Origin of the sequence: Halomonas sp. Cn5-12 (assembly GCF_021532545.1) — a bacterium.
GTDB classification, from domain to species: Bacteria; Pseudomonadota; Gammaproteobacteria; order Pseudomonadales; family Halomonadaceae; genus Vreelandella; species Vreelandella aquamarina.
The window spans coordinates 18,542-39,337 of sequence record NZ_JAKGAY010000012.1; the positions used below are offsets into that span (position 1 = coordinate 18,542).

The window sequence follows — 20,796 nt, forward strand, 5'->3', positions numbered from 1 at the left end:
ATAAATGAGAAACTCTACCAGTATAACGTTAGAGGATAGCTTGATGCAGAGTCGCACGACACGCATAGCCGTATGGGATAAGTTAATTCGTTTGTTTCACTGGTCCCTGTTGGCGGCGGTGGTAATTTCGTTTTACACCACCAAAACCACGGGGCAACCGTTTTTATTTCCTATCGAAGTGCATGCTCAGTCAGGCTACATCATTATTGGCCTGTTGGTATTTCGTTTTATTTGGGGGTTGGTAGGCTCGCCCTACGCTCGGTTTAGCACTTTTTTATACGGCCCGAAGAAGACGGCCGGGTACGCCAAAGCGCTGATGACACGGCGTGCATCGCACTATGCAAGCCATAACCCGGTAGGCGGGTGGATGGTGGTGCTACTACTAGTGTCACTGGGTTTTCAAGCGCTCAGCGGACTATTTCTGAGCGACGATATTTTCTTTCAGGCGCCGCTTTATGGGCTTTTGGGCCCTGCAGTAGGTGATGTGCTAGCCCGGCTGCATTCGTTGAATAGCGACCTGTTGCTGATATTGATTGGTTTACATCTGGTGGGTTTGGTTTGGCATACACTGCAGGGCGAGCGCTTAGTGCCCGCTATGCTGACGGGTGTGAAGCGTTTTTCAAACGTGCCAGCCGATGAAAAGCCTGCCGCTTACCGTGCACAAAAGCGCTATGCGATTGGCGCGTTGCTGGTAGCAGCAGGCGTGAGTGGCTGGCTCTGGTTTTATTAGCAGTGGCTAGCCGTTAAGGCGCTGCTGGCGGCTGCGAAAGCGCGCATAGCCCATGCAGCCCGTAAACAGCGCCAGGGCTACTAAGGCCTCCAGCACGCCGCGCATGCCTTGCCCCGGCAGCGTGGCTAACATAACGCCTTGGGTAAAGTAGAGTAGGCTAACGAACGCAAGCCAGGCGTGCCCACGAGCCCGCTGGCCAATAATAGACGGCAAGAACAGTACCAGTGGAAGCACAAACGCCACGACTGGCCGCCAGTTAAACGTATCGCCCTGTACAAAGAAGCCTCGATAAATCACTAGCACTAGTAGCAGCACAAAGCTGATGATTACTAACTGTCGTGCTTGTCGGGTTAATTTATCGAGCCCGTGTTTCTCCTCAAGCCCCTCTAACCACTGCCTCATGGTGCTTCCTCCAGGCGCATCTTGTGCATTGCCAGCGCTAGTTTCGCGAGCCGTTTACCTTGTGCCTTGCACAGAGCCCGTTCGTGCTCGTCTACCGGGCGATCACTGCGCGCCCCTGCCACATGGCTAGCCCCGTAAGGCGTGCCGCCGTGCTGAGTGTTCAGCAGCTCGGTTTCACTGTAGGGAATGCCCGCATACACCATGCCGTGATGGAGTAGCGGTACCAGCATCGTCAATAGCGTGCTTTCTTGGCCGCCATGCAAGCTGGACGTGGAGGTGAAGGCGCTGGCGGGTTTATCAATTAACGCACCGTTCATCCAGAGGCTACTGGTGGTGTCGAGAAAATACTTTAACGGTGCTGCCATATTGCCAAACCGTGTCGGACTACCTAACGCTAGCGCGCTGCAGTGGCGCAAGTCATCCAGGTCTGCATAAACAGCCCCTTCCTCTGGGATCTCTGGATCCACCGCTTCACAGGTTGGTGACACTGCTGGCACGGTGCGCAAGCGCGCCTCAATACCAGGGATGCTTTCAACGCCCGCAGCTAGTTGGCGTGCCATGTCTGCAGTGGCTCCTGAACGGGAGTAATACAGAATTAATACGTACGGCGTGACTTCACTCATGGCGTGTCCTAAACAGTAGGGGTGGCGACCGTCGGTGGGACTCTACGGCCACAAAAAACTAGTCGTATGTTACCAGAGCTATCCGGTGGGCAGGAGGGTGGATGTCGAGCTCACTTACCATGGGGAGTCGCACGTATACCCAGGCAGTACTACCATCCGCGAGTGTCTGTTCAACGCGTTCATAGCGAATGCCCAGCCGCTCGTAGCGGTCCAGCCGCTGCAAGGCCTCGGGCGAAACGGTCAGCAGTAGGCCATCGACATGACTATCTGCGTTGCGGGAAAGATCCAGCCCTTGGCGTTCAAATCCGTCTAGGCGCGCAGGCTTAGGCGAGCCTGAGGTGCCCATCACCACCCATCGAATGGGCAAGTAACGTAGCGTGCCATAAACAAAGACCTGGTGCGTGCGCTGTTCGATGTCCGGCAGCTCTTCCGGGCGTTCGTAGAACCATGGGCTAAGCATGGTCAACCATAGCCAAGTGGCCACTCCCATTAGGCAGAGTAGCGAGACTACCACTAACCGCTTTAACCAAATCATGCTGATGTCCTAGGCAACGAATGGCTATCTAGGGTGAAGAACTGACCGCCGTAAGACAAGTCTTAAGCAGTGTCGGTGATTTTGCTACGATAAGCATCGTCGCTTAGGCATTAGACTAAGCATCGGACCCTATCGGAGGAGCCTGTTATGAGCCAGTCACTTCGTGATGAGATGGATTTCCGCGCACTCGTTGGCGATGTGAAGCCACTTCCCCAGCGTAACCGTGCAGACACAGGCCCCCAACGTCAGCGGCCCTCAGAAGCCCAGCTGGCCAGACGTGAAAGCGCTGCAGAGCGCTTAGATGAGCGTAATTTTTTATCCGACGACTTTGTTGATCTGCTGCCCCCGTTTGATCCTATTGAGTTTCGCCGAGAGGGTATTCAACAAGGGGTCGTCGATAAATTAAAGCACGGTGGCTACAGTGTGCAGGCGCAACTACACATGCTACGGCGCCCGCTGGCAGAGTGCCGGCGAATGCTGTTTCCCTTCATCCAAGAGGCCTATGCGCACGACCTGCGCTCGGTATTAATCGTTCACGGCCGTGGGCGGGAGCTGGATAGCCCGGCCAACGTACTGCGCTCTTATATTGCCAAGTGGCTCACTCAGTTTGATGAGGTGCAAGCCTATGTATCGGCTCAGCCCTCCGAAGGAGGATTAGGCGCAACCTGGGTGATGCTGCGTAAAAGTGATCGCGCCAAAGCCAATAATCGCGAGCGCCAGCAGAAACGGCGTGGTTAAACCAAAAACGCCGACAAGGGCTGGCCCCTGTCGGCGTTTGTAGTGCAGTAGAGCGGTTTAATGGCTAGCCGTTAAACGCTTTTCAAATAGCGCTTGGCGCTCTTCAACGTCGGTTTGGTAACGTACGCTAAAGGCGTTCAGAGCGCGAAGGGCATCCTCTGGATGCTGGTCATCACGCAGTGCCATGGCGGAGAAACCACAGCGGCGCATGTAATCCAACTGATCCACTAGCACATCGCCAACCGCACGAATTTCGCCTGTATAGCCATAACGCTCGCGCAGCAGGCGAGCGATGGTGTAGCCGCGACCATCGGTGAATGCCGGAAAGTCTACAGCAATGGCAGAAGCGCCTTTCAACGTGCTGCCAAGCTCGGTAGTGAGTTCAGTGTCACTCGTGAGCAGAGGGGCGAGTTCGTTATCGTCCTGGTTCGCCTGCCATAGCGCCAGTGGAACAAACGCAGGGCGCTGCTCGGGTAGCGCCTCGGCATCGTATGAGACACACCAGGCGTTTTCAGCGGCCAGCTTACCGTTTTCAATTAAATGATCTACATGAACCGGGGTTTGTTCAACCACTTCGGTTTGGGTGTCATTGCTGGGCATAAACACGCTCCTTAAAGGGTTTTAGGCCAATGCGGCGATAAGTATCCAAGAAACGCTCATCTTCGTGACGCTCGGCCACGTAGACTTCCAGCACTTTCTCAACCACGCCCGGCACGTCTTCACGGAAGAAAGAGGGGCCCAAGATTTTACCCAGCGAGGCATCATCGGTGGAGTTACCGCCAATCGAGATTTGGTAGTACTCTTCGCCTTTCTTATCGACCCCCAAAATACCAATGTGGCCGACGTGGTGGTGACCACAGGCGTTCATGCAACCTGAAATGTTCAGGTCCAGCGGGCCAAGGTCATAGAGGAAATCTAAGTCTTCAAACCGCTCTTGAAGCGCCTGGGCAATTGGAATAGAGACCGCATTGGCAAGGGCGCAGTAGTCGCCACCGGGGCAGCAGATGATGTCGTTCAGCGTGCCAACAGTGGGGTTGGCCATGCCGAGCGCATCCAGCTCTTTCCACAGCGCTTCTAGCTCGTCAACCGGCACATCTGATAGCACCAAGTTCTGCTCGTGAGTAACACGCACTTCACCAAAGCTGTAGCGGTCAGCCAAATCAGCAACGGCTTCCATCTGGTCGGCGGTGACATCCCCCGGTGCGTGCTCACGGCGCTTCAGCGACAGCGTGACGGCTTTGTAGCCCGGCACTTTGTGGTCGGTCACGTTATTGGTCACAAAGCGCGCAAAGCTGCGGTTTTCACTGCGTAGCTTGTCGAAAGCTTCCGTGGCGCTCGCTGCTACCGGGCGACGGTCGGGTTCAGGGAAGTGTACCTTGGCTGCCTCGACCGCTGCTTGGTTAAGGGTCTGCGGGCCATCTTTCAGGTAGGCCCACTCTTCATCAACCCGGCGGCGGAATTCTTCAATGCCTAGCGCTTTCACCAATATCTTAATGCGCGCCTTGAACTTGTTGTCCCGGCGGCCGAACTGGTTGTAAACCCGTACGCAGGCTTCAAGATACGTCAGCAGGTGCTGCCAGGGCAGGTCTTCGCGCACCACATCGCCAATCATGGGCGTGCGGCCCAGACCACCACCGGCCAGCACTTTAATGCGCAGCTCGCCGTCATCGTTGCGCCACAGGCGCAAGCCAATATCGTGCACTTGAATAGCCGCGCGATCTTGGGCAGCACCGCTCACGGCAATTTTGAATTTGCGTGGCAGGTAGGCGAACTCTGGGTGTAGGGTCGACCATTGACGAATAAGCTCGCACCAGGGGCGTGGGTCTTCCACTTCATCGTTGGCAATACCAGCAAACTGGTCGCTAGTGGTGTTACGAATGCAGTTGCCGCTGGTTTGAATAGCGTGCATCTGTACTTTGGCCAGCTCAGCTAAGATATCTGGCACGTCTTCCAGCGCAGGCCAGTTGAGCTGCAGGTTTTGGCGCGTCGTAAAATGACCGTAGCCGCGGTCGTAGCGGCGGGTGATATCGGCCAGTGCACGCAGTTGGGCGCCTGCTAGCATCCCGTAAGGGATGGCAATGCGCAGCATCGGCGCGTGCTTTTGAATATACAGGCCGTTTTGCAGCCGTAGCGGGCGAAACTCTTCTTCTCCCAAACGTCCAGCTTGGTAGCGTTCCATCTGATCGCGGAACTGAGCTACGCGCTCGTCAACCAGCGTTTGGTCGTGAATATCATAACGGTACATGGGGCACGATCCTGCTAAAAGCGAAATGGTCACGTCGAGACGGACGGTAATGTGCCGTCACCTTAACGCGGGCGTCATATTCTACAAAAGAATATATAATTATCTTTTTATCGTTAAATGCTATTTAGAAGCTTCAATTTTAAAGCCGTGGGCTAGCCAGCGGCGTCGCTGCCATACCCACAAAAAGCTGCTGGAGTTGAGCAACCGGTAAAATAGCTGCGTCAACCATACACCGGCAAGGCCGTAGCCAAGCCAAATGCCCACCCACCAGGCCAGCGGCAAAAAGAGTAGCCACTGCATGCCCAGCGTCAGCAGCATGACGGTACGCTGCGCACCTGCGCCCATTAATGCCTGCGCCAGCACCAGCGCGGCAGCATCAAGCACAATCATCAAGCCGGTGATTTGCAGGGACAGTCTCCCCAGCTGCACCAGCGACTCATCGGTAAAGAAGATGCTTAAAATGGGCTCGGGTATAACAAGCATGGGTAACGCTAAAACAGTCAGCAGCATACCGGCAACACTTAAGGCGTCAATGCCCCAGCGGTGGGCGGCCTGCTGATCGTCACGGCCTAGGGCCTCGCCTACAAGGCTCATAGCGGCCACGCCAACGCCGACCCCTGGCAAAATCAGTAAGAGAGATAAATTCACCAGCACATGGCCCACGGCCACGCTGGATGTACCCAACTGGCCCAGCAGCCAAAACAGCACCATGTAGCCTGCGGCAAACCATAACTGCTGTAACGAGTGGGGAAGCGCGAGCTTCAGAGTAACCTTCACGCCATGCCATGAAGGCAAGAGGCGAGAAAGCGGGGGGCTTTGCCGCCACGTAATGACAGCCCAGATGAATAACCCGAGCAGAAGCGACAGAGTGGTGCCGATAGCGGCGCCGTTCACGCCTAATGCTGGTAACCATCCAACACCGTAAATCAGCGCCGCGCTGAGGGCGACGTTCACAACATGCACGAACACGATAATACGCAGATAAAGGTGCGTTTGTTGCAATCCATTCCAGTAGCCGCGCAGGCAAAGAGTCAGTGCAATCACCGTGAGCGCTACAACGCGCCAGCGGAAGTACTCAAGGGCGATCTGAGTCACTGCATCCGAAGGTGCCATCAGTTGAATGAGGGCGGGCGTTTGCCACCAAGCAAGGCAAGAGAGCGGCACACCAATAGCTAAGCCAATCATTAAGCCAGAGCGAAGCGGCTGGGCAGTGCAGGCTTTTTCAGCACCTGAAGCATGGGCGGTTTGCGACTGCACGCTGGAGGAGAGCCCGAAAACCAGTGCCGTCATCATAAACATGGCATAGCCGCCGATACCGACCCCCGCCAGTGCTTCCTTGCCTAAGTGACTTACCAGAGCAGCATCAATAAGGTTGAGCACGCTCTGGGAGAGCATGCCCAACATAATGGGGAAGGCCAAGCGCATGACCTTTCCCTGACGACGAACCACCGGCGACATACGCTAGACTGGTTTAGCTAGGGTCGTAAGAGAGTATCGGCGATAGCCAGCGCTCCATCTCCTCCAGCGGCATCTGCTTACGCTCAGCCAGCGCTTCGACTTGGTCGCGAGTAATTTTGCCGGTAGAGAAGTACTTCGACTGGGGGTGCGCAAAGTACCAGCCCGACACGGCGGCCGCTGGCCACATGGCAAAGTTTTCCGTGAGCGTCAGGCCAGTATTCTCCGTGGCGTTTAACAGGCGGAACAACGTCGCTTTTTCAGTATGGTCAGGGCACGCAGGATAGCCGGGGGCAGGGCGAATACCCTGATATTTCTCGGCAATCAGCGCATCGTTATCCAGCGCCTCTTCGGGCACGTAGCCCCAAAACTCTTTACGCACCCGCTCGTGCATGCGCTCGGCAAAGGCTTCGGCTAGCCGATCGGTCAGCGCCTGTACCATGATGGCGTTGTAATCGTCACCGGCGGCCTCGTAGGCCTTGGAGAGTTCATCCACGCCATGCCCGGTGGTCACCGCAAAGCCCCCAATCCAGTCGGGTTTGCCGCTCTCTTTGGGGGCGATGAAATCAGCCAGGCTGTAGCAGATACCGTCACGGCCTTTAGTGGTTTGCTGACGGATGTGGTGCAAACGCTCGATAACCTTGGTGCGACTCTCATCGGCGTAGACCTCGATCACGTCGTCATCCACGCTGTTGGCGGGCCATAAACCAATGACCCCGCGGGCATGCACGCGCTGTTCATCGATCAATTTGCGCAGCATCACTTGTGCATCGGCAAACAGGCTCTGGGCGGCTTCGCCCACCACTTCGTCATTGAGGATTTTTGGGTACTTCCCGGCAAGCTGCCAACTCATGAAGAAGGGGGTCCAGTCGATACGCTCAACCAGTTCTTCCAGGTCGTAATCGTCGAAGGTCATCAGGCCCAAGGTATTCGGCTTGGCAGGCGTATGGTTCGCCCAGTCGGTGCGGAAGCGTCGTTTACGCGCCTGGGTGTAATCCAGGTCTGCCGCTTTGGGGCGGCGTTTGGCGTTGCGCTCGCGTACTTTTTCGTACTCTTCACGGATCTCGGCCACGTAGGCCGACTTCAAATTGGGGGCTAGCAACTTACCGGCCACGCCTACCGCACGGGAAGCATCCGTCACGTAAATAACGGGGTGCTCGTACTGCGGTTCGATTTTAACTGCCGTGTGCGCTTTTGAGGTGGTGGCACCGCCAATCAGCAGCGGCAGGTTCATACCGCGGCGCTGCATCTCTTTGGCCACGTGCACCATCTCATCCAGCGACGGGGTGATCAGCCCGGAAAGGCCGATGATGTCGGCTTTGTGTTCAATGGCTGCCTGGAGGATTTTTTCGGTGGGCACCATCACGCCAAGGTCAATCACTTCGTAGTTATTACACTGCAGCACGACACCGACGATATTTTTACCGATGTCGTGTACATCACCCTTGACGGTAGCCATGACAATTTTGCCTTTGGCCTGGGTGTCTTCGCTCTTTTCCGCTTCGATATAGGGAATCAGGTAGGCCACGGCCTGTTTCATAACGCGAGCCGACTTGACCACCTGGGGCAGAAACATTTTGCCAGCGCCAAACAGGTCGCCCACCACGTTCATGCCGTCCATCAGCGGGCCTTCGATCACCTCGATAGGACGGGCCGCCTGGGCTCGGGCTTCCTCGGTATCCTCTTCGATGTATGCGGTGACCCCTTTCACCAGCGCATGCTCGATACGCTTGTTGACCGGCCAACTGCGCCACTCGAGATCCTCTTTCTTGGCGGCGCCGCTGCCGTCGCCCTTGTACTGATCGGCGATCTCCAGCAATCGCTCGGTGCCGTCGCTGCGGCGATTGAGCACGACGTCTTCGACGGCTTCACGCAGCTCGGTGGGCAGGTCATCATAGACTGCGAGCTGACCCGCGTTGACGATGCCCATGGTGAGGCCTGCACGAATGGCGTGGTAGAGGAACACCGAATGGATCGCTTCGCGAACAGGGTTGTTACCCCGGAACGAGAACGACACGTTGGAAACACCGCCGGAAATCATGGCATGGGGCAGGTGCTCACGAATCCACTGGGTGGCTTCGATAAAATCGACGGCGTAGTTGTTGTGCTCTTCGATACCCGTGGCGATGGCGAAAATATTCGGGTCGAAGATGATGTCTTCCGGCGGGAAGCCAATTTCGTCCACTAACAGCCGGTAAGCGCGCTCGCAGATTTCAGTTTTGCGGGCAAAGGTATCGGCCTGGCCCTCTTCGTCAAAGGCCATAACAACAATGGCGGCACCGAAGCGGCGACATTTCGTGGCCTGCTCGCGGAAGGCGGCTTCACCCTCTTTCAGAGAGATAGAGTTAACAACGGCCTTGCCCTGAACGCACTTCAGGCCCGCTTCGATGATGTCCCACTTTGAGGAGTCGATCATGATAGGCACGCGGGCAATGTCCGGCTCGCCCGCAATCAAGTTCAGGAAGCGTACCATGGCTTCCTTCGACTCCAACATGCCCTCATCCATGTTGATGTCGATAATTTGCGCGCCGTTCTCAACCTGCTCTAGGGCCACTTCCAGCGCCGTGGTGAAATCTTCTTCAACGATCAAGCGCTTAAAACGTGCCGACCCGGTCACGTTGGTACGTTCACCAACGTTAACAAACAGCGAGTCGGCTTCGATGTTGAACGGCTCGAGACCCGACAGGCGGCACGCTTTGCTGCGCTCCGGTATTTGGCGGGGCGCCATAGGGCGCACGGCATCGGCAATAGCGCGAATATGTTCAGGCGTTGACCCGCAGCAGCCCCCAATAATGTTGACTAAACCGCTCTGGGCAAACTCGCTGACAATGGCGGCCATCTCTTCAGGTGTTTGGTCGTACTCACCAAACTCATTGGGCAAGCCCGCATTGGGGTGAGCAGACACAAACGTATCGGCTTTGGTGGAGAGCTCTTCTAAATAGGGTCGGAGCTCTTCAGCACCCAACGCACAGTTCAAACCCACAGAGAGCGGGTTGGCATGACGCACGGAGTTCCAGAAGGCCTCTGTGGTTTGCCCGGAAAGCGTGCGCCCGGAGGCATCGGTAATCGTGCCGGAGATCATCACCGGAAGGCGGCGGCCAAGATCCTCAAATAGCTCTTCAAGCGCATAAATCGCGGCTTTAGCATTGAGTGTGTCAAAGATAGTTTCGATCATGATGAGATCGGCACCACCTTCGATCAGCGCATTAGCGGCTTCGTAGTAGTTTTCCCGCAGCTCATCAAACGTCACGTTACGTTTTGCGGGGTCGTTAACGTCTGGAGAGAGTGATGCCGTGCGTGACGTTGGGCCTAGCACCCCGGCCACGTAACGTGGGATATCGGTCTCGGCGGCAACCGCATCGCATACTTCGCGTGCCAAGCGTGCCGATTCACGGTTAAGCTCGGGCACCAGGTCTTCCATGCCATAGTCGGCCTGGGATAACCGGGTGCTGTTAAACGTGTTGGTTTCCAGGATATCCGCGCCAGCTTCCAAATAATCGCGGTGAATACGCGCGACGACATCCGGGCAGGTCAGCGCTAGTAGGTCATTGTTACCTTTTAAATCCGACGGCCAATCGCGGAAACGTTCACCGCGGAAATCATCCTCGCTGAGCTGGGCATTCTGCAGCATGGTGCCCATGCCGCCATCCAGAATCAGGATGCGTTGGGCAAGGCGTTGGGTGAGGGAAGCAGTCAAATCACTAGCAGCCATGGCAGGGGGAAATCTCCAGCGTCTCAGTCAGAAAGGATATTTTTATCGTCGTCGTCATTAGTTGAGCGGCGGCTATCATACCAAAGGGCGCCCCATAGGGCAGCAAGCGTGGGCGTGAAGTTATTGCAGAATCCTTATTAGCCGGACTCATAGGCGAGAGCAATAGCCGACTAAAACACTCGGGATTGTGTCGGCACGCGGTTTTGCTTACCATAGGCATAAATGACATGTGAAGTGGTACTGCCACTACCACGGGAGGATAACATCCCTTATGACCACGACTATCGAAGCGCCCGGCATTAACATTACCGACAGCGCACAAGACTACTTAGCGGAACTGCTGGAAAAGCAGAACGTTGAAGGCATCGCTGTCCGTATCTTCATTACTCAGCCCGGCACGCCCTATGCAGAAACCTGCTTAGCCTATTGCCGTCCTGGGGAAGAAGAGCCCACCGACGTTAAGCTTGAGCTTGAGAAAATTGGTGTATTTCTCGACAAAAACAGCTTGGCGTTTTTAGAGGAAGCGGTTGTCGACTTTAATGCCGACCGTATGGGCGGACAGCTGACGATTAAAGCACCCAACGCTAAAATGCCCAAGGTGAATGCAGACAGCCCGCTGGAAGACCGTATCAACTATACGCTCTACAGTGAAATCAATCCTGGGCTGGCGGCTCACGGTGGCGAGATTAAGCTCGTCGAGCTGACAGAAGACCGCGTGGCGATTCTAGCGTTCGGCGGCGGTTGTCAGGGGTGCGCAGCGGTGGATCTCACGCTTAAAGATGGCGTAGAGAAAACGCTGATGGATCGTATCCCCGAACTGGCAGGCATCCGTGATGTGACTGACCATACCGACACGACAAACGCTTATTACCGCTAAAGCATCATTCAGATACTTTAAGCTAGCGTCGCAAAAGCCCAGCAGGTCACTCTGCTGGGCTTTTTTGTGGTGCGCTTTTATATGCAAAAACGATCGACGATAGAAGCCGCTGCTGGCAGTCAACGTTTATTCCATGTAACACTATTGTAAAGCTATTCTCTAAGCCGTTATGGCAAGAGAATTCCCAACAAAGTGCCATGGAGAGACGGCTATTAAACGCCCATCTGTGTTTTCTAATATCCATAAACCTATCTTTTTTGGGTCTTTGGGCCTGCTACTTGCAGTGACGCTTCCGCTCATACTGTTTCCAGAGATGGGCCGCGTCTGGGTGATGGCAGCGCAAAGCTTCGTGACCACTAACTTTGGCGTGCTCTATCTCGCCATGGGCGTCGCTTCGCTGGGCTTTATGTTCTACATCGTGTTTAGCGATATAGGGCAAATCAAACTGGGCGATGTAGACGCCGAGCCGGAGTTTTCGCTGCTCTCCTGGGGCGCGATGTTGTTCGCAGCAGGCATCGGCGGGGCGGTTGTGTTCTGGGGTATGGTCGAGTGGATGTACTACCTGCAGAGCCCTCCTTTTCATGTGGAGCCTTTCTCTGAGGAGGCAACCGCATGGGCAGCGACTTACGGTATGTTCCACTGGGGCCCTATTGCTTGGTCGATCTACCTTGTACCCGCACTGCCCATGGCTTACTTCCTGCACGTGCGTAAACATAAAGTGCTGCGCATCAGTGAAGCCATTCGCCCAGCGCTAGGTGAGAAGCTGGCTAGAAGCTGGCTGGGCAACATCATTGATATTCTATTTATTTTTGGCATGCTGGGCGGCGGCGCAACGTCGCTAGGTATTCTGGTACCGCTGATCAATGAAGGGCTGGGTGGTCTGTTCTCCTTCACCCCTAATGCCACCAGCCAAATTGCGGTACTGGTAGGCACTACGGCGATCTTTGCGGTAAGTGCATGGCGCGGTTTGAAGGGCGGCATCGAGATGCTGTCTGACATCAACATGTGGCTTGGTTTAGCTGTGCTGCTGTTTGTCTTGGTGATGGGGCCTACCGTCTTTATTTTGGATACTGGCCTAAACTCCATCGGCTTAATGCTCAGCAACCTGGTTCAAATGGCGACGTGGACAGAGCCTTTCGGTGATCTGAATGGCTTCGAAGACACCGGTTTCCATCAATCCTGGACGATTTTTTATTGGGCTTGGTGGTTGGTATTTGCGCCAACCGTGGGTCTGTTTATTGCGCGCATTTCGAAAGGGCGCCGCATCAAAACCATGGTGGCCGGATCAATTTTCTTTGGCTCACTGGGCTGCGCGCTGTTTTTCATCATCCTGGGCAACTATGGCCTTTACCTACAGCTTTCAGGCACGCTGGACGTTATCCAGGTGATGAACGATCAGTCAGCTAATGCGGCCTTTTATGCGGTGCTGAGCCAACTGCCGCTCTCTTGGCTGGTGACGTTAGCAGTGGTGATTCTGCTGTCTATTTTCACTGCCACTACCTTTGATTCGATTGCCTACATTCTCTCTTCTGCCGCAGAAAAGAAGCTCGATAAAGAGCCAGCGCGGTGGCACCGCCTGTTTTGGGCCTTCACGCTGTCCCTGCTGCCAATGTCTCTGCTGTTCTTAGGAGGGCTGCAAACACTACAGACCGCTAGCATTGTGAGCGGTGTGCCGCTGCTGTTGATTTCCATGTTGCTGATGGTTTCTATGGTTAGGGCGGCGCACTACGATTTGCGCTTCCAGCCCGACTACGATGAGCCAGAAATCAATATCGAAGAGTTTCCGGAAAACGATCCATGGACCGAAAAGGGCACTTGGGAGTTACCCGATGAGCAGAGCGGTGAGCCCAGTAAGTCTTAACCGACTGGACAGCTACTCCTAATCTTTTAATGCCCTAACCACTATTGGCCATCCCGTTATCGGGATGGCTTTTTTGTCTCTGGTGTGTCGTCACTGCTACTGGCGAACGTGCTGGGCAGGTCTGCCAGCTGCGCTTGCAAGGAAGCCATGCGCTGCCATAGCTGCTCTTGCCAGTGCTCACTGTCTCGCGTTTGCTGCCGCTGAGTTTCCAGTGCTTTGTGCGCTTTCTCTAGCGACTCTTCGAGCGTGCTGCGATGGGTATGCAGCTCACCGTTTTGGCGCTCAAGCTCGGTGATGCGCTGCTTGAGCAAGCTACACTCTTGCTGATAACCCTGAAGAGCGTCATTTTTTTGCTTCAGCTCATGGCTCAGCGCATCTGCTCGTTGCTCCCACTGCTGTAGGCGCTTCTGCAACGCTCTCTCTTCCTGGGCGCGTTCTTGTCGTAACGTATCCAATAGCGCCATCAACTTTCCTTCTGATGCCTCGTTGCGCTGCTCTTCTTGGGCTAAGCGCTGCTCCCAACTCCTCTGCTGCTCTTCGAGCTTTTCACTGTAATGCGTTTGCGCTTCTTTTAACGCTTGCTGGGTTTGGTCTAGCTGATGGCGGTGTTGGGCAGCTTCCTGGTGGAGCTTTTCTGCTTGTTGCTGCCAGTGGCGCTCATTGGCTTGGCTCTCTGCCAGCTCTCGATTAAGCGTTTCAAGGCGCTCTTCAGTCTGGCGAAAGTGAGCAGCCAGTGCGCTTTCACGCTGCTCGGCGTTTGCCGCCTGCTGTCGAGCCTCGGCAGCTGCCTGTTGAGCACTTTCTACTTGGCGATTGGCATCTTCACGGTAGTGAACCAGCGCTTGGTTAGCGGCGTCTTGGGCCTCGCGCCATAGCTCGCTGGCGACATTAACGACTACTTCAGGCACGCCTTTGGGGGGCGGTACATCCCGGTTCTGCTCACGCTCGGTACGCCATAAGCGGAAATGCTCACTGATGGTCGTAAAACTACCGGTGCCGAGCACTTCTCGGATGCGCTGCACGCTGGGTGTGTCCCCGCGGGCCAGCAGCGTATCAATCGCGTGCTGGACGTCACTGTACTGAATTCCGCTGCGTGCCATGGTCGTCATCCTTTGCAGTTAGAGAGCGCTATTGTCGTGGTTGTGTCTGAAAAACACAATAATTACGTAATACATAAAACGTAATATTATTTATCTTATAGTGTATAGATTCAAGATTACGCCCATTATCTTGAATTTTATAAGGCGTAGCGCCACACTTAACCCATTGAATAACGACGAAGAGAGCGCTGAAATGCCAAGCCTGATAGAGGAGGAGCACTGGCCAACAAGCCAATCTGTCCTCGCGTCTACTCAGTACCCGCGAATCGAGGCGGAAAATGACTACCAAGCCGTGTGGCTATGGCTGGCGGAGTACCGTGACAGCCCGCAAACGCTAAAAAGCTACCGCCGAGAAGCGGAGAGACTGCTGCTTTGGCTTGCCAGCCAAGGGAAAGGCTTATGTGATATGAACCGCGAGGCGCTGCGCCAGTTTGAAGCTTTTCTAGAAGACCCTCAGCCGCGGGCAGCGTGGGTGGGGCCTTCAAAACCAAGGGAGCATCCTGAGTGGCGGCCATTTAGAAACGGACTGTCGCCCACTAGTCGCCGGCAGAGCTTGATTATTCTTCAGGGCTTATTTAGCTGGCTGGTAGAGGCAGGGTGGGTTGGGCATAACCCCTTTGTGCTGATGCGCGACAAAGCACGACGGATGAATAATCAGTCGCAGGCCGTAGAGCGCTATCTGGAGCAACCGCTGTGGGCCTGGTTTTGGCAGTGGTTAAACCAGCCTTTGAGCAGTAACGATGCTCGCCTCATTTACGAGGATGCGCGTCGACGTTTCATCTTTAGCTTTGCCTATTTATTGGCTCCACGTATTAGTGAGATGGCCAGCGCCCAAATGGATGACTTTCATGAGGTGGAGGGGCGCTGGTGGTGGAGTGTGATAGGCAAGGGTAGTAAACAGGCTCGTATACCGGTGCCTGATGACATGCTGGAGAGTTTGAAAACATGGCGGGCAGCGCTAGGGCTAAAGGCACTGCCAAGCTACCACGAGCCAGCGCCAATCATTCGTGCGCTGGATAAACGCCGAGGCATTAGCGATAACCAGCTTTACCGATTGATTAAGGAAACCTTTGCCAAGGCCGCTGATGTGCTAGAAGAGGAGGGCGGTAAGCCTGCGTATGTGAATGCGCTTCGCCGAGCAACGCCTCACTGGCTGAGGCATACGGCGATCACTCATCAAGCCCAATCCGGCGTTAGCCTGCGTTACTTAGCGGAAAGCGCTCGCCATGCCAAGCTAGATACCACCAGCCGTTATTTGCACACCGAAGCCGATGAGTGGCATCAAGAGCAGCAGCGCCACCGCTTGAAAACGCCCCCAAAAGCAGGGGCTGAAACGTTATAATAGCCGCGACTGTGATTCATCAACGCAAAGGATACGCCATGGCAACTTCAGGCGCAGAGCTAGCCCAACAGGAGCTGGTCGAAGAGTTTGAGATGTTTGATAACTGGATGGACCGTTATCAGTACATTATTGATATGGGAAAGCAGCTGCCTGACTTTCCGGAGGAGCGTCGCACGGAAGAATATAAAATCCAAGGCTGCCAATCCAACGTGTGGATGTGCCATGAACAGGCAGGCGACAAACTGGTGTTCAAGGCTACATCGGATGCTGCCATCGTATCAGGGCTAATTGCCGTGTTGCTGCGTATCTACAGTGAGCGCACAGCCGAAGAGATCAATCAGACCGAGCCGCATTTTTTGAAAGATCTCGGGCTTGATAAGCACCTTTCACCCACGCGCAGTAACGGCCTGCACGCCATGTTAGAGCGTATCTATCAGGTGGCTAAGCAAGGATAAACGTTAGTGGCGGCAGGAGGTTGAGCGGCAACGCTCAGCAGGGCGGTCGTCATCTTCACGGCAGAGCGCTTCGCTGCGCCCACCGGGCACCGGATCCATGCCGCCTGGGCTACCTGGATGGCATTTCACGATGCGTTTGGCAGCCATCCAGCCGCCTTTGAAAGGACCGTGCACCTGGATGGCCTCGATGGTATAGGAAGAGCAGCTTGGCCAGAAACGGCAGCGAGGGCCAAGCAGTGGGCTGATGGTGTATTGGTATACACGAATACAGCCTACCATCACTGCTGTTAGCAGCTTTAGAAAAAACTGTTTAATGGCGAACAGCCAATTTTTCACGGCGCTTTTTTGCCGTATAGCGTGGCCGGGTCAATCAATGGCTCGCTGGTAATCTTGGCGCTGTCTGCACCGAGCGACACATAAAAGCAGCTGCGACGGCCGGTATGGCACGCGGGACCAGTTTGCTCCACCTTAACCAGCAGCGTATCCCCATCGCAATCTAGCGCTGCGCTTTTAAGGTGCTGTTGCTGGCCAGATGTCTCACCTTTGCGCCATAGCTTTTGGCGCGAGCGTGAGAAGTAGCAAACTCGCTGCGTTGTTAGCGTCTCTTCCAGGGCTTCTCGGTTCATCCACGCCATCATCAGTACTTCGCCCGTATCATGTTGCTGGGCAATGGCGGGAATCAGGCCGTCTTCATTAAAGCGAACGGCATCTAGTAGCGTTGCAAGCTTGGGCAGGGAGGTTGTTGTGGTCGCTGACTCTAACGCCTTAAAAAGCTGTTGAGGGGCGAGTTCATCAAATTGGGACATTAGGCATTACTCACGGATCGGCATGCTTGACATAAGCCCTGAAGCTCAATCGTTTGGCGCTCAACGTTGAAGCCTTGGCGCTGGGCAAGGGCGGCAAGCTGATCGCTAATTTCATCAAGGTGCAGCTCTTCGACGTAGCCGCACTGGCGACAGATAAGTAGCTGGAAGCCATGGGCGTGCTCTGGGCATGCGCAAGCCACATAGGCATTTTGTGATTCAATGCGATGCACCAGCCCCTGTTCGATCAGAAATTCCAGCGCGCGATAGACAGTAGGCGGGCGGGCAGCGGCATGCTCAGTGGAGAGCTGATCCAGCAGATCATATGCTTTGAGGCCGCCACCGTTTTCTGCGATAAGCTCAAGTACCCGGCGGCGTATCGGGGTAAACCGAACGCCCCGCGTGTGACACTGAGATTCTGCTTGCTGCAATAGCGTATTCGCTTCAGTCATTAGATAACTCGTTGAACGTCTCGCGTGTAGTCTACGCCGTTGCCGAGGGTGTGTCAGGGTTATCGACCAGCTCGCTTTTACGCGCAAAATGGTGCTGGGCGAACGCTACGCGCTTAGCCACCGGCACGTTATCAGGCTGACGCTCAATCAAGTCCAGCCGGCGACGTAGTCCCTCACCGTTGGTCATTTGAATTGCCAAGCCGGGGCGGGCGTTGAGCTCCAGTAGCATTGGCCCGTGTTTACGGTCCAACACCATATCGGTCCCCAGGTAGCCAAGGCCGGTCATCTCGTAGCAGCCTGCCGCCAGGTGAAGGAGAGTTTCCCACTGGGGCACGACAAGGCTTGCCAGGTCATGCCCCGTATCGGGGTGGCTATAGCAAGGGCGGTCAAACTGCACACCCCGTAGCGCTGCTCCAGTGGCGATATTCAAGCCAACCCCGACAGCCCCTTGGTGAAGGTTAGCTTTGCCATCGGATGCCGCCGTGGAGAGGCGCATCATGGCCATCACCGGATAGCCTTTAAAGACAATCACGCGAATGTCAGGAACACCCTCGTAGGTGTACTCAAGTAGGCTTTCATCAAAGTTAATCAGCGTTTCAATGACCGCTACATCGGGCGAGCCGCCTAATGAATAAAGGCCCGAGAGAAGGTTTGAGACGTGTCGCTCAATGTCTTCCATCGTCAGGCTGGTACCACTGGGTTTGTAGAAAAGGCCATTTTCTACCTTTTCAATAACAAGAATACCCTTACCACCACTCCCTTTGGCCGGCTTGACAACAAAGCCCTGATGGCCGTCAAGCATGTCCCTCATATGCTTAACGCCAAACTGTGTCGTCACCGTACCGATGAGTTCGGGCGTGGTAATGCCATACTGCTGAGCCAGTAGCTTTGTTTTGAGCTTGTCATCCACTAGAGGATATAACCGGCGCGCATTGTACCGGCCAATATAACGAATATTACGCCGGTTCATACCCACAATGCCTTTATCCCGAAGGCGGGTCGGCCACGTCCAGTTTTTTAGCCAGCTCATGAAGGCTTCTCATCTTCGGTAATGGGTTTGAAACGACGAAGTTCCAGCAGGCGATAGCCCGTGTAATTACCCAATAGCAGAATAAAGGCCATCAAGATGAGCTGCACACCCAGGAAGTTGAAGGTGATGTGGCGTACCCACGGGTTATTCATTGCAAGGAATGCCAGCACCGCTGTTAGCAGGCTGCCCCCGCCCTGTACCAATACCTGTTTGGGACCTTCTTCTTCCCAAAGGATCGACATCCGCTCAATGGTCCACGCCAAGATGATCATCGGGAAGAACGTCACCGTTAACCCGGCGCTCAAGCCCATGCGGTACGCCAGCACGGTAAAGATCGAGATGATGGCAATGACCGTAATAATGACCGCCGAGACCCTCGCGACTAAGAGCAAATTGAGGTACGAGAGATAGTTACGGATAATTAAGCCAACCGCCACGATGAGCAGGAAACCAATCAAACCGGTCAGTAGGCTGGTTTGAATAAACGCCAGAGCAATCAGTACAGGCATAAAGGTCCCTGACGTTTTCACACCCACAAGTACGCGCAGGAATACAACCACTAGCGCACCGATCGGGATCAACAGGATCGTCTGGAATAGCGCCTGCTCTTCCAGCGGCAGGCTGTGAATCGAGAAGTTTAGCAGCGTGTCGTCGGAGTAGTGGTTACGCACCGCCGCCGAAGCAGGCTGGTAGTGGGTTAGCATTGAGAAGGAAACACGGGAATTCGTGCCACCTTGAACCTCAAGCACCGCACGACCGCCAGTTTCCCATAATAGCAAGTTCTCGGGTTGACCCTGTTCGCCGGTCGCTGGGTTAAACAGCGTCCACTCTTCGGCAGTTTGGTCAAACACCTGAATCCAACTACTGAGGGTTTGACGGCGACGACCATCTTCCAGCAGTAAGCCGCTTACTTCTCTGGCCTGCACGCCTGCTTGATTCAGCAAGCGCACAATCAGAGCTGACGGTTGCATTTGGGTTAGCAGCAGGCGCGCATTTTCTCCCTGACGCTCTCCATTAATATCGAGAATTAACTCGCGGGCAAACGTAGCGTTATTGGCGCTACGATCCCAAGCACGATCAATTAGCTGGCTAGCGGCCGTATCGTAGGGGCTTTCCCAGGGAGTAACAGCAGGGATGCCGGGCGGCGTTTGTATGGGAGCGCGAGAGTCAGGTGATACCAGCATCTGAACGGAGTAATAGAGCTGCTGGCTGCCCACCGCTTCACGGATGGTCCACTGCGCCCGCCGACCCAGCTCATCTGCCAGGTAAGCCAGCCCATAGCCAGAAGATGCCGTGTTTTCGGTCAATACACGGAATCCTGCCTGGTGGGATGGCAGCGCTAGATCGACCTGTACCGGGCCATTTTGAGCGTTGAAGTTAATAACCGCTTCAATCTCCCATACTTGACGCTGCTCGCCTGGAAACCAGGGAATCTCAAACTGCAAATGGCGATGCACGCTGGCGACGATACCAACCAGCAGCAGCAATCCAACGATAAAATAAAATGGCAACCGTGACATGGTGATTCCTTTCAGCGTAAAGCGGCGGGGGAGTGTGATTACTCTTCAGTATCGTCTTGATCGGCCGCTTCATCATCAGCCGCTTCTTCAGAGGGTTCGCCACCCGGGAATTCGGGGCGGTCATGCAGATAGGTTTCAGCAACGTCGATCGTTGCTATATCCATCATGAAACGACGCCCAAGCAGTACCGGATAATCCAGATGCGAGCGGTCGTTCAGAGTGAACTCGACGTTTTCACGAATTGGCCCTAAAGTCATCAACAGTGAAATTACCGGGCGGGACTCTTCGCCAGATGCTTGGATGATTTTAACGCGGCGTTCAATAGGCGCCTCAATCCACTCGTCGCGAATCTGCTCTACAACCACGTCATCTTCATTCAGTGCCAGCTTAAAGCGCACCCAGTCTTCACCATCACGCTCAAAGCGAGTGATTTCGGAAGCAGATAAGGATGACGTATTGGCTCCTGAATCGACCCGCGCCTTTAAATAGGTGCCAATGCTAGGCAGGCCCACCCATTCGCTGCGGCCAAGCAGTGTTTTATTATCTTCGGGTTCTTCAACACGGCACTCTTCGCGAATAATGACGGGATCTTCGCTACGCGCTTCCAAACTGGCAACTTCTTGACGTAAATGGCGCAGCAGGCTGCCCACCTCACGAACATCTGCCGTCAGTACCTGCTGCTGGCTGAGCTGCTGCTCAATGAACGCGGTAGAGGCGTCGCACTGCTGGGCCAGTGATGTCTCAAGCTCAAGGATGCGGGTATTAAAAGACGCCTCGCTTAACGGCGGCGGCTCATTTGACTCTGGCTGTGTCACTGCGCAGCCTGCAAACGACATCGACAAACCGGCCATTAGCCATAAAACACCTGAGCGCATAACGAGGGATATCCTTGGACAATAAGAGCACGAATGATAAG

At 54.9% G+C, this 20,796-nt stretch carries 20 protein-coding genes; 6 read left to right on the top strand and 14 right to left on the bottom strand.

The genetic code is table 11. From position 1 onward, the window contains the following. Positions 1-43: 43 nt before the first annotated feature. The gene (locus tag L1249_RS08610) at positions 44-730 is read left to right on the top strand and encodes a cytochrome b/b6 domain-containing protein (RefSeq protein WP_058577927.1); all 687 of its coding nucleotides are present in this window, start codon (positions 44-46) and stop codon (positions 728-730) included. A 6-nt stretch (positions 731-736) separates the two neighbouring features. On the opposite strand, the gene L1249_RS08615 is transcribed toward L1249_RS08610, so the two are convergent. From L1249_RS08615 to L1249_RS08625, 3 genes are read right to left on the bottom strand one after another with little or no spacing between them, the layout of a single operon-like run. Beyond that, a complete protein-coding gene (locus L1249_RS08615; RefSeq protein WP_058577928.1) occupies positions 737-1,132 on the bottom strand; it encodes a DUF2069 domain-containing protein in 396 nt (131 codons plus the stop codon). Further along, complete coding sequence (wrbA, locus tag L1249_RS08620; RefSeq protein WP_172416153.1) at positions 1,129-1,755, bottom strand: NAD(P)H:quinone oxidoreductase; 627 nt, start codon at positions 1,753-1,755, stop codon at positions 1,129-1,131. The genes L1249_RS08615 and wrbA overlap by 4 nt, the downstream gene beginning before the upstream one ends. 58 nt (positions 1,756-1,813) lie before the next feature. Continuing rightward, positions 1,814-2,290, bottom strand: a complete 477-nt coding sequence (locus L1249_RS08625) for a gamma-glutamylcyclotransferase family protein (RefSeq protein WP_172416152.1) — start codon at positions 2,288-2,290, stop codon at positions 1,814-1,816. A gap of 147 nt (positions 2,291-2,437) precedes the next feature. On the opposite strand from L1249_RS08625, the gene smrA reads away from it, so the two are divergent. After that, positions 2,438-3,028, top strand: coding sequence for a DNA endonuclease SmrA (smrA, locus tag L1249_RS08630; protein WP_044629121.1), 591 nt, complete (start codon positions 2,438-2,440; stop codon positions 3,026-3,028). A 57-nt stretch (positions 3,029-3,085) separates the two neighbouring features. Here smrA and L1249_RS08635 read toward each other — a convergent pair whose 3' ends face one another. The 4 genes from L1249_RS08635 to metH form a co-directional block, all read right to left on the bottom strand. Further along, positions 3,086-3,628 (bottom strand): DUF934 domain-containing protein, encoded by a 543-nt coding sequence (locus L1249_RS08635; RefSeq protein WP_089674461.1) that lies wholly within the window; start codon positions 3,626-3,628, stop codon positions 3,086-3,088. Further along, complete coding sequence (locus tag L1249_RS08640; protein WP_058577932.1) at positions 3,615-5,273, bottom strand: nitrite/sulfite reductase; 1,659 nt, start codon at positions 5,271-5,273, stop codon at positions 3,615-3,617. Before L1249_RS08640 ends, L1249_RS08635 begins: the two co-directional genes overlap by 14 nt. Positions 5,274-5,393: 120 nt before the next feature. Next, positions 5,394-6,731 (bottom strand): MATE family efflux transporter, encoded by a 1,338-nt coding sequence (locus L1249_RS08645; protein ID WP_172416151.1) that lies wholly within the window; start codon positions 6,729-6,731, stop codon positions 5,394-5,396. Between the two features lie 13 nt (positions 6,732-6,744). Then, a complete protein-coding gene (gene metH / locus L1249_RS08650; protein WP_172416150.1) occupies positions 6,745-10,440 on the bottom strand; it encodes a methionine synthase in 3,696 nt (1,231 codons plus the stop codon). A gap of 271 nt (positions 10,441-10,711) precedes the next feature. On the opposite strand from metH, the gene nfuA reads away from it, so the two are divergent. Further along, complete coding sequence (nfuA, locus tag L1249_RS08655) at positions 10,712-11,317, top strand: Fe-S biogenesis protein NfuA (RefSeq protein ID WP_054645091.1); 606 nt, start codon at positions 10,712-10,714, stop codon at positions 11,315-11,317. Between the two features lie 169 nt (positions 11,318-11,486). After that, positions 11,487-13,178: a BCCT family transporter gene (locus L1249_RS08660; RefSeq protein WP_268825186.1), complete on the top strand. Its 1,692-nt coding sequence runs from the start codon at positions 11,487-11,489 to the stop codon at positions 13,176-13,178. 56 nt (positions 13,179-13,234) lie between these two features. On the opposite strand, the gene L1249_RS08665 is transcribed toward L1249_RS08660, so the two are convergent. Next, positions 13,235-14,278: a DNA-binding protein gene (locus L1249_RS08665; protein WP_044629114.1), complete on the bottom strand. Its 1,044-nt coding sequence runs from the start codon at positions 14,276-14,278 to the stop codon at positions 13,235-13,237. Between the two features lie 193 nt (positions 14,279-14,471). Between L1249_RS08665 and L1249_RS08670 the strand changes: the two genes are divergently transcribed. Both L1249_RS08670 and L1249_RS08675 read left to right on the top strand, forming a co-directional pair. Then, a complete protein-coding gene (locus tag L1249_RS08670) occupies positions 14,472-15,620 on the top strand; it encodes a tyrosine-type recombinase/integrase (RefSeq protein ID WP_228168442.1) in 1,149 nt (382 codons plus the stop codon). A gap of 38 nt (positions 15,621-15,658) precedes the next feature. Next, positions 15,659-16,075 (top strand): SufE family protein, encoded by a 417-nt coding sequence (locus L1249_RS08675; protein WP_044629113.1) that lies wholly within the window; start codon positions 15,659-15,661, stop codon positions 16,073-16,075. A gap of 3 nt (positions 16,076-16,078) precedes the next feature. Here L1249_RS08675 and yidD read toward each other — a convergent pair whose 3' ends face one another. Genes yidD through L1249_RS08705 form a run of 6 tightly spaced genes read right to left on the bottom strand, consistent with a single transcriptional unit; the run spans position 16,079 to position 20,755 of the window. Next, positions 16,079-16,354: a membrane protein insertion efficiency factor YidD gene (gene yidD / locus L1249_RS08680; protein WP_044629169.1), complete on the bottom strand. Its 276-nt coding sequence runs from the start codon at positions 16,352-16,354 to the stop codon at positions 16,079-16,081. Between the two features lie 53 nt (positions 16,355-16,407). Beyond that, on the bottom strand, positions 16,408-16,881 hold the full coding sequence (gene hisI / locus L1249_RS08685) for a phosphoribosyl-AMP cyclohydrolase (RefSeq protein ID WP_044629112.1): 474 nt from the start codon (positions 16,879-16,881) through the stop codon (positions 16,408-16,410). Next, positions 16,881-17,330, bottom strand: a complete 450-nt coding sequence (locus tag L1249_RS08690) for a transcriptional repressor (protein ID WP_044629111.1) — start codon at positions 17,328-17,330, stop codon at positions 16,881-16,883. The genes hisI and L1249_RS08690 overlap by 1 nt, the downstream gene beginning before the upstream one ends. 31 nt (positions 17,331-17,361) lie before the next feature. Then, the gene (locus L1249_RS08695) at positions 17,362-18,360 is read right to left on the bottom strand and encodes an alpha-L-glutamate ligase-like protein (protein ID WP_044629110.1); all 999 of its coding nucleotides are present in this window, start codon (positions 18,358-18,360) and stop codon (positions 17,362-17,364) included. After that, on the bottom strand, positions 18,357-19,880 hold the full coding sequence (locus L1249_RS08700; RefSeq protein ID WP_044629109.1) for an inactive transglutaminase family protein: 1,524 nt from the start codon (positions 19,878-19,880) through the stop codon (positions 18,357-18,359). Before L1249_RS08700 ends, L1249_RS08695 begins: the two co-directional genes overlap by 4 nt. A 38-nt stretch (positions 19,881-19,918) precedes the next feature. Continuing rightward, positions 19,919-20,755: an ATP-dependent zinc protease family protein gene (locus tag L1249_RS08705; protein ID WP_044629108.1), complete on the bottom strand. Its 837-nt coding sequence runs from the start codon at positions 20,753-20,755 to the stop codon at positions 19,919-19,921. Positions 20,756-20,796 lie beyond the last annotated feature (41 nt).

Bases quoted from the DNA above. Each gene is read 5' to 3' on its own strand.
- L1249_RS08635 (WP_089674461.1), bottom strand. From the start codon at position 3,628: ATGCCCAGCAATGACACCCAAACCGAAGTGGTTGAACAAACCCCGGTT.
- L1249_RS08640 (WP_058577932.1), bottom strand. From the start codon at position 5,273: ATGTACCGTTATGATATTCACGACCAAACGCTGGTTGACGAGCGCGTA.
- hisI (WP_044629112.1), bottom strand. From the start codon at position 16,881: ATGTCCCAATTTGATGAACTCGCCCCTCAACAGCTTTTTAAGGCGTTA.
- L1249_RS08705 (WP_044629108.1), bottom strand. From the start codon at position 20,755: ATGCGCTCAGGTGTTTTATGGCTAATGGCCGGTTTGTCGATGTCGTTT.
- metH (WP_172416150.1), bottom strand. From the start codon at position 10,440: ATGGCTGCTAGTGATTTGACTGCTTCCCTCACCCAACGCCTTGCCCAA.
- L1249_RS08700 (WP_044629109.1), bottom strand. From the start codon at position 19,880: ATGTCACGGTTGCCATTTTATTTTATCGTTGGATTGCTGCTGCTGGTT.
- nfuA (WP_054645091.1), top strand. From the start codon at position 10,712: ATGACCACGACTATCGAAGCGCCCGGCATTAACATTACCGACAGCGCA.
- L1249_RS08645 (WP_172416151.1), bottom strand. From the start codon at position 6,731: ATGTCGCCGGTGGTTCGTCGTCAGGGAAAGGTCATGCGCTTGGCCTTC.
- L1249_RS08670 (WP_228168442.1), top strand. From the start codon at position 14,472: ATGCCAAGCCTGATAGAGGAGGAGCACTGGCCAACAAGCCAATCTGTC.
- wrbA (WP_172416153.1), bottom strand. From the start codon at position 1,755: ATGAGTGAAGTCACGCCGTACGTATTAATTCTGTATTACTCCCGTTCA.
- L1249_RS08660 (WP_268825186.1), top strand. From the start codon at position 11,487: ATGGCAAGAGAATTCCCAACAAAGTGCCATGGAGAGACGGCTATTAAA.
- L1249_RS08675 (WP_044629113.1), top strand. From the start codon at position 15,659: ATGGCAACTTCAGGCGCAGAGCTAGCCCAACAGGAGCTGGTCGAAGAG.
- L1249_RS08615 (WP_058577928.1), bottom strand. From the start codon at position 1,132: ATGAGGCAGTGGTTAGAGGGGCTTGAGGAGAAACACGGGCTCGATAAA.
- yidD (WP_044629169.1), bottom strand. From the start codon at position 16,354: ATGGTAGGCTGTATTCGTGTATACCAATACACCATCAGCCCACTGCTT.
- L1249_RS08695 (WP_044629110.1), bottom strand. From the start codon at position 18,360: ATGAGCTGGCTAAAAAACTGGACGTGGCCGACCCGCCTTCGGGATAAA.
- L1249_RS08610 (WP_058577927.1), top strand. From the start codon at position 44: ATGCAGAGTCGCACGACACGCATAGCCGTATGGGATAAGTTAATTCGT.
- L1249_RS08665 (WP_044629114.1), bottom strand. From the start codon at position 14,278: ATGGCACGCAGCGGAATTCAGTACAGTGACGTCCAGCACGCGATTGAT.
- L1249_RS08690 (WP_044629111.1), bottom strand. From the start codon at position 17,330: ATGACTGAAGCGAATACGCTATTGCAGCAAGCAGAATCTCAGTGTCAC.
- smrA (WP_044629121.1), top strand. From the start codon at position 2,438: ATGAGCCAGTCACTTCGTGATGAGATGGATTTCCGCGCACTCGTTGGC.
- L1249_RS08625 (WP_172416152.1), bottom strand. From the start codon at position 2,290: ATGATTTGGTTAAAGCGGTTAGTGGTAGTCTCGCTACTCTGCCTAATG.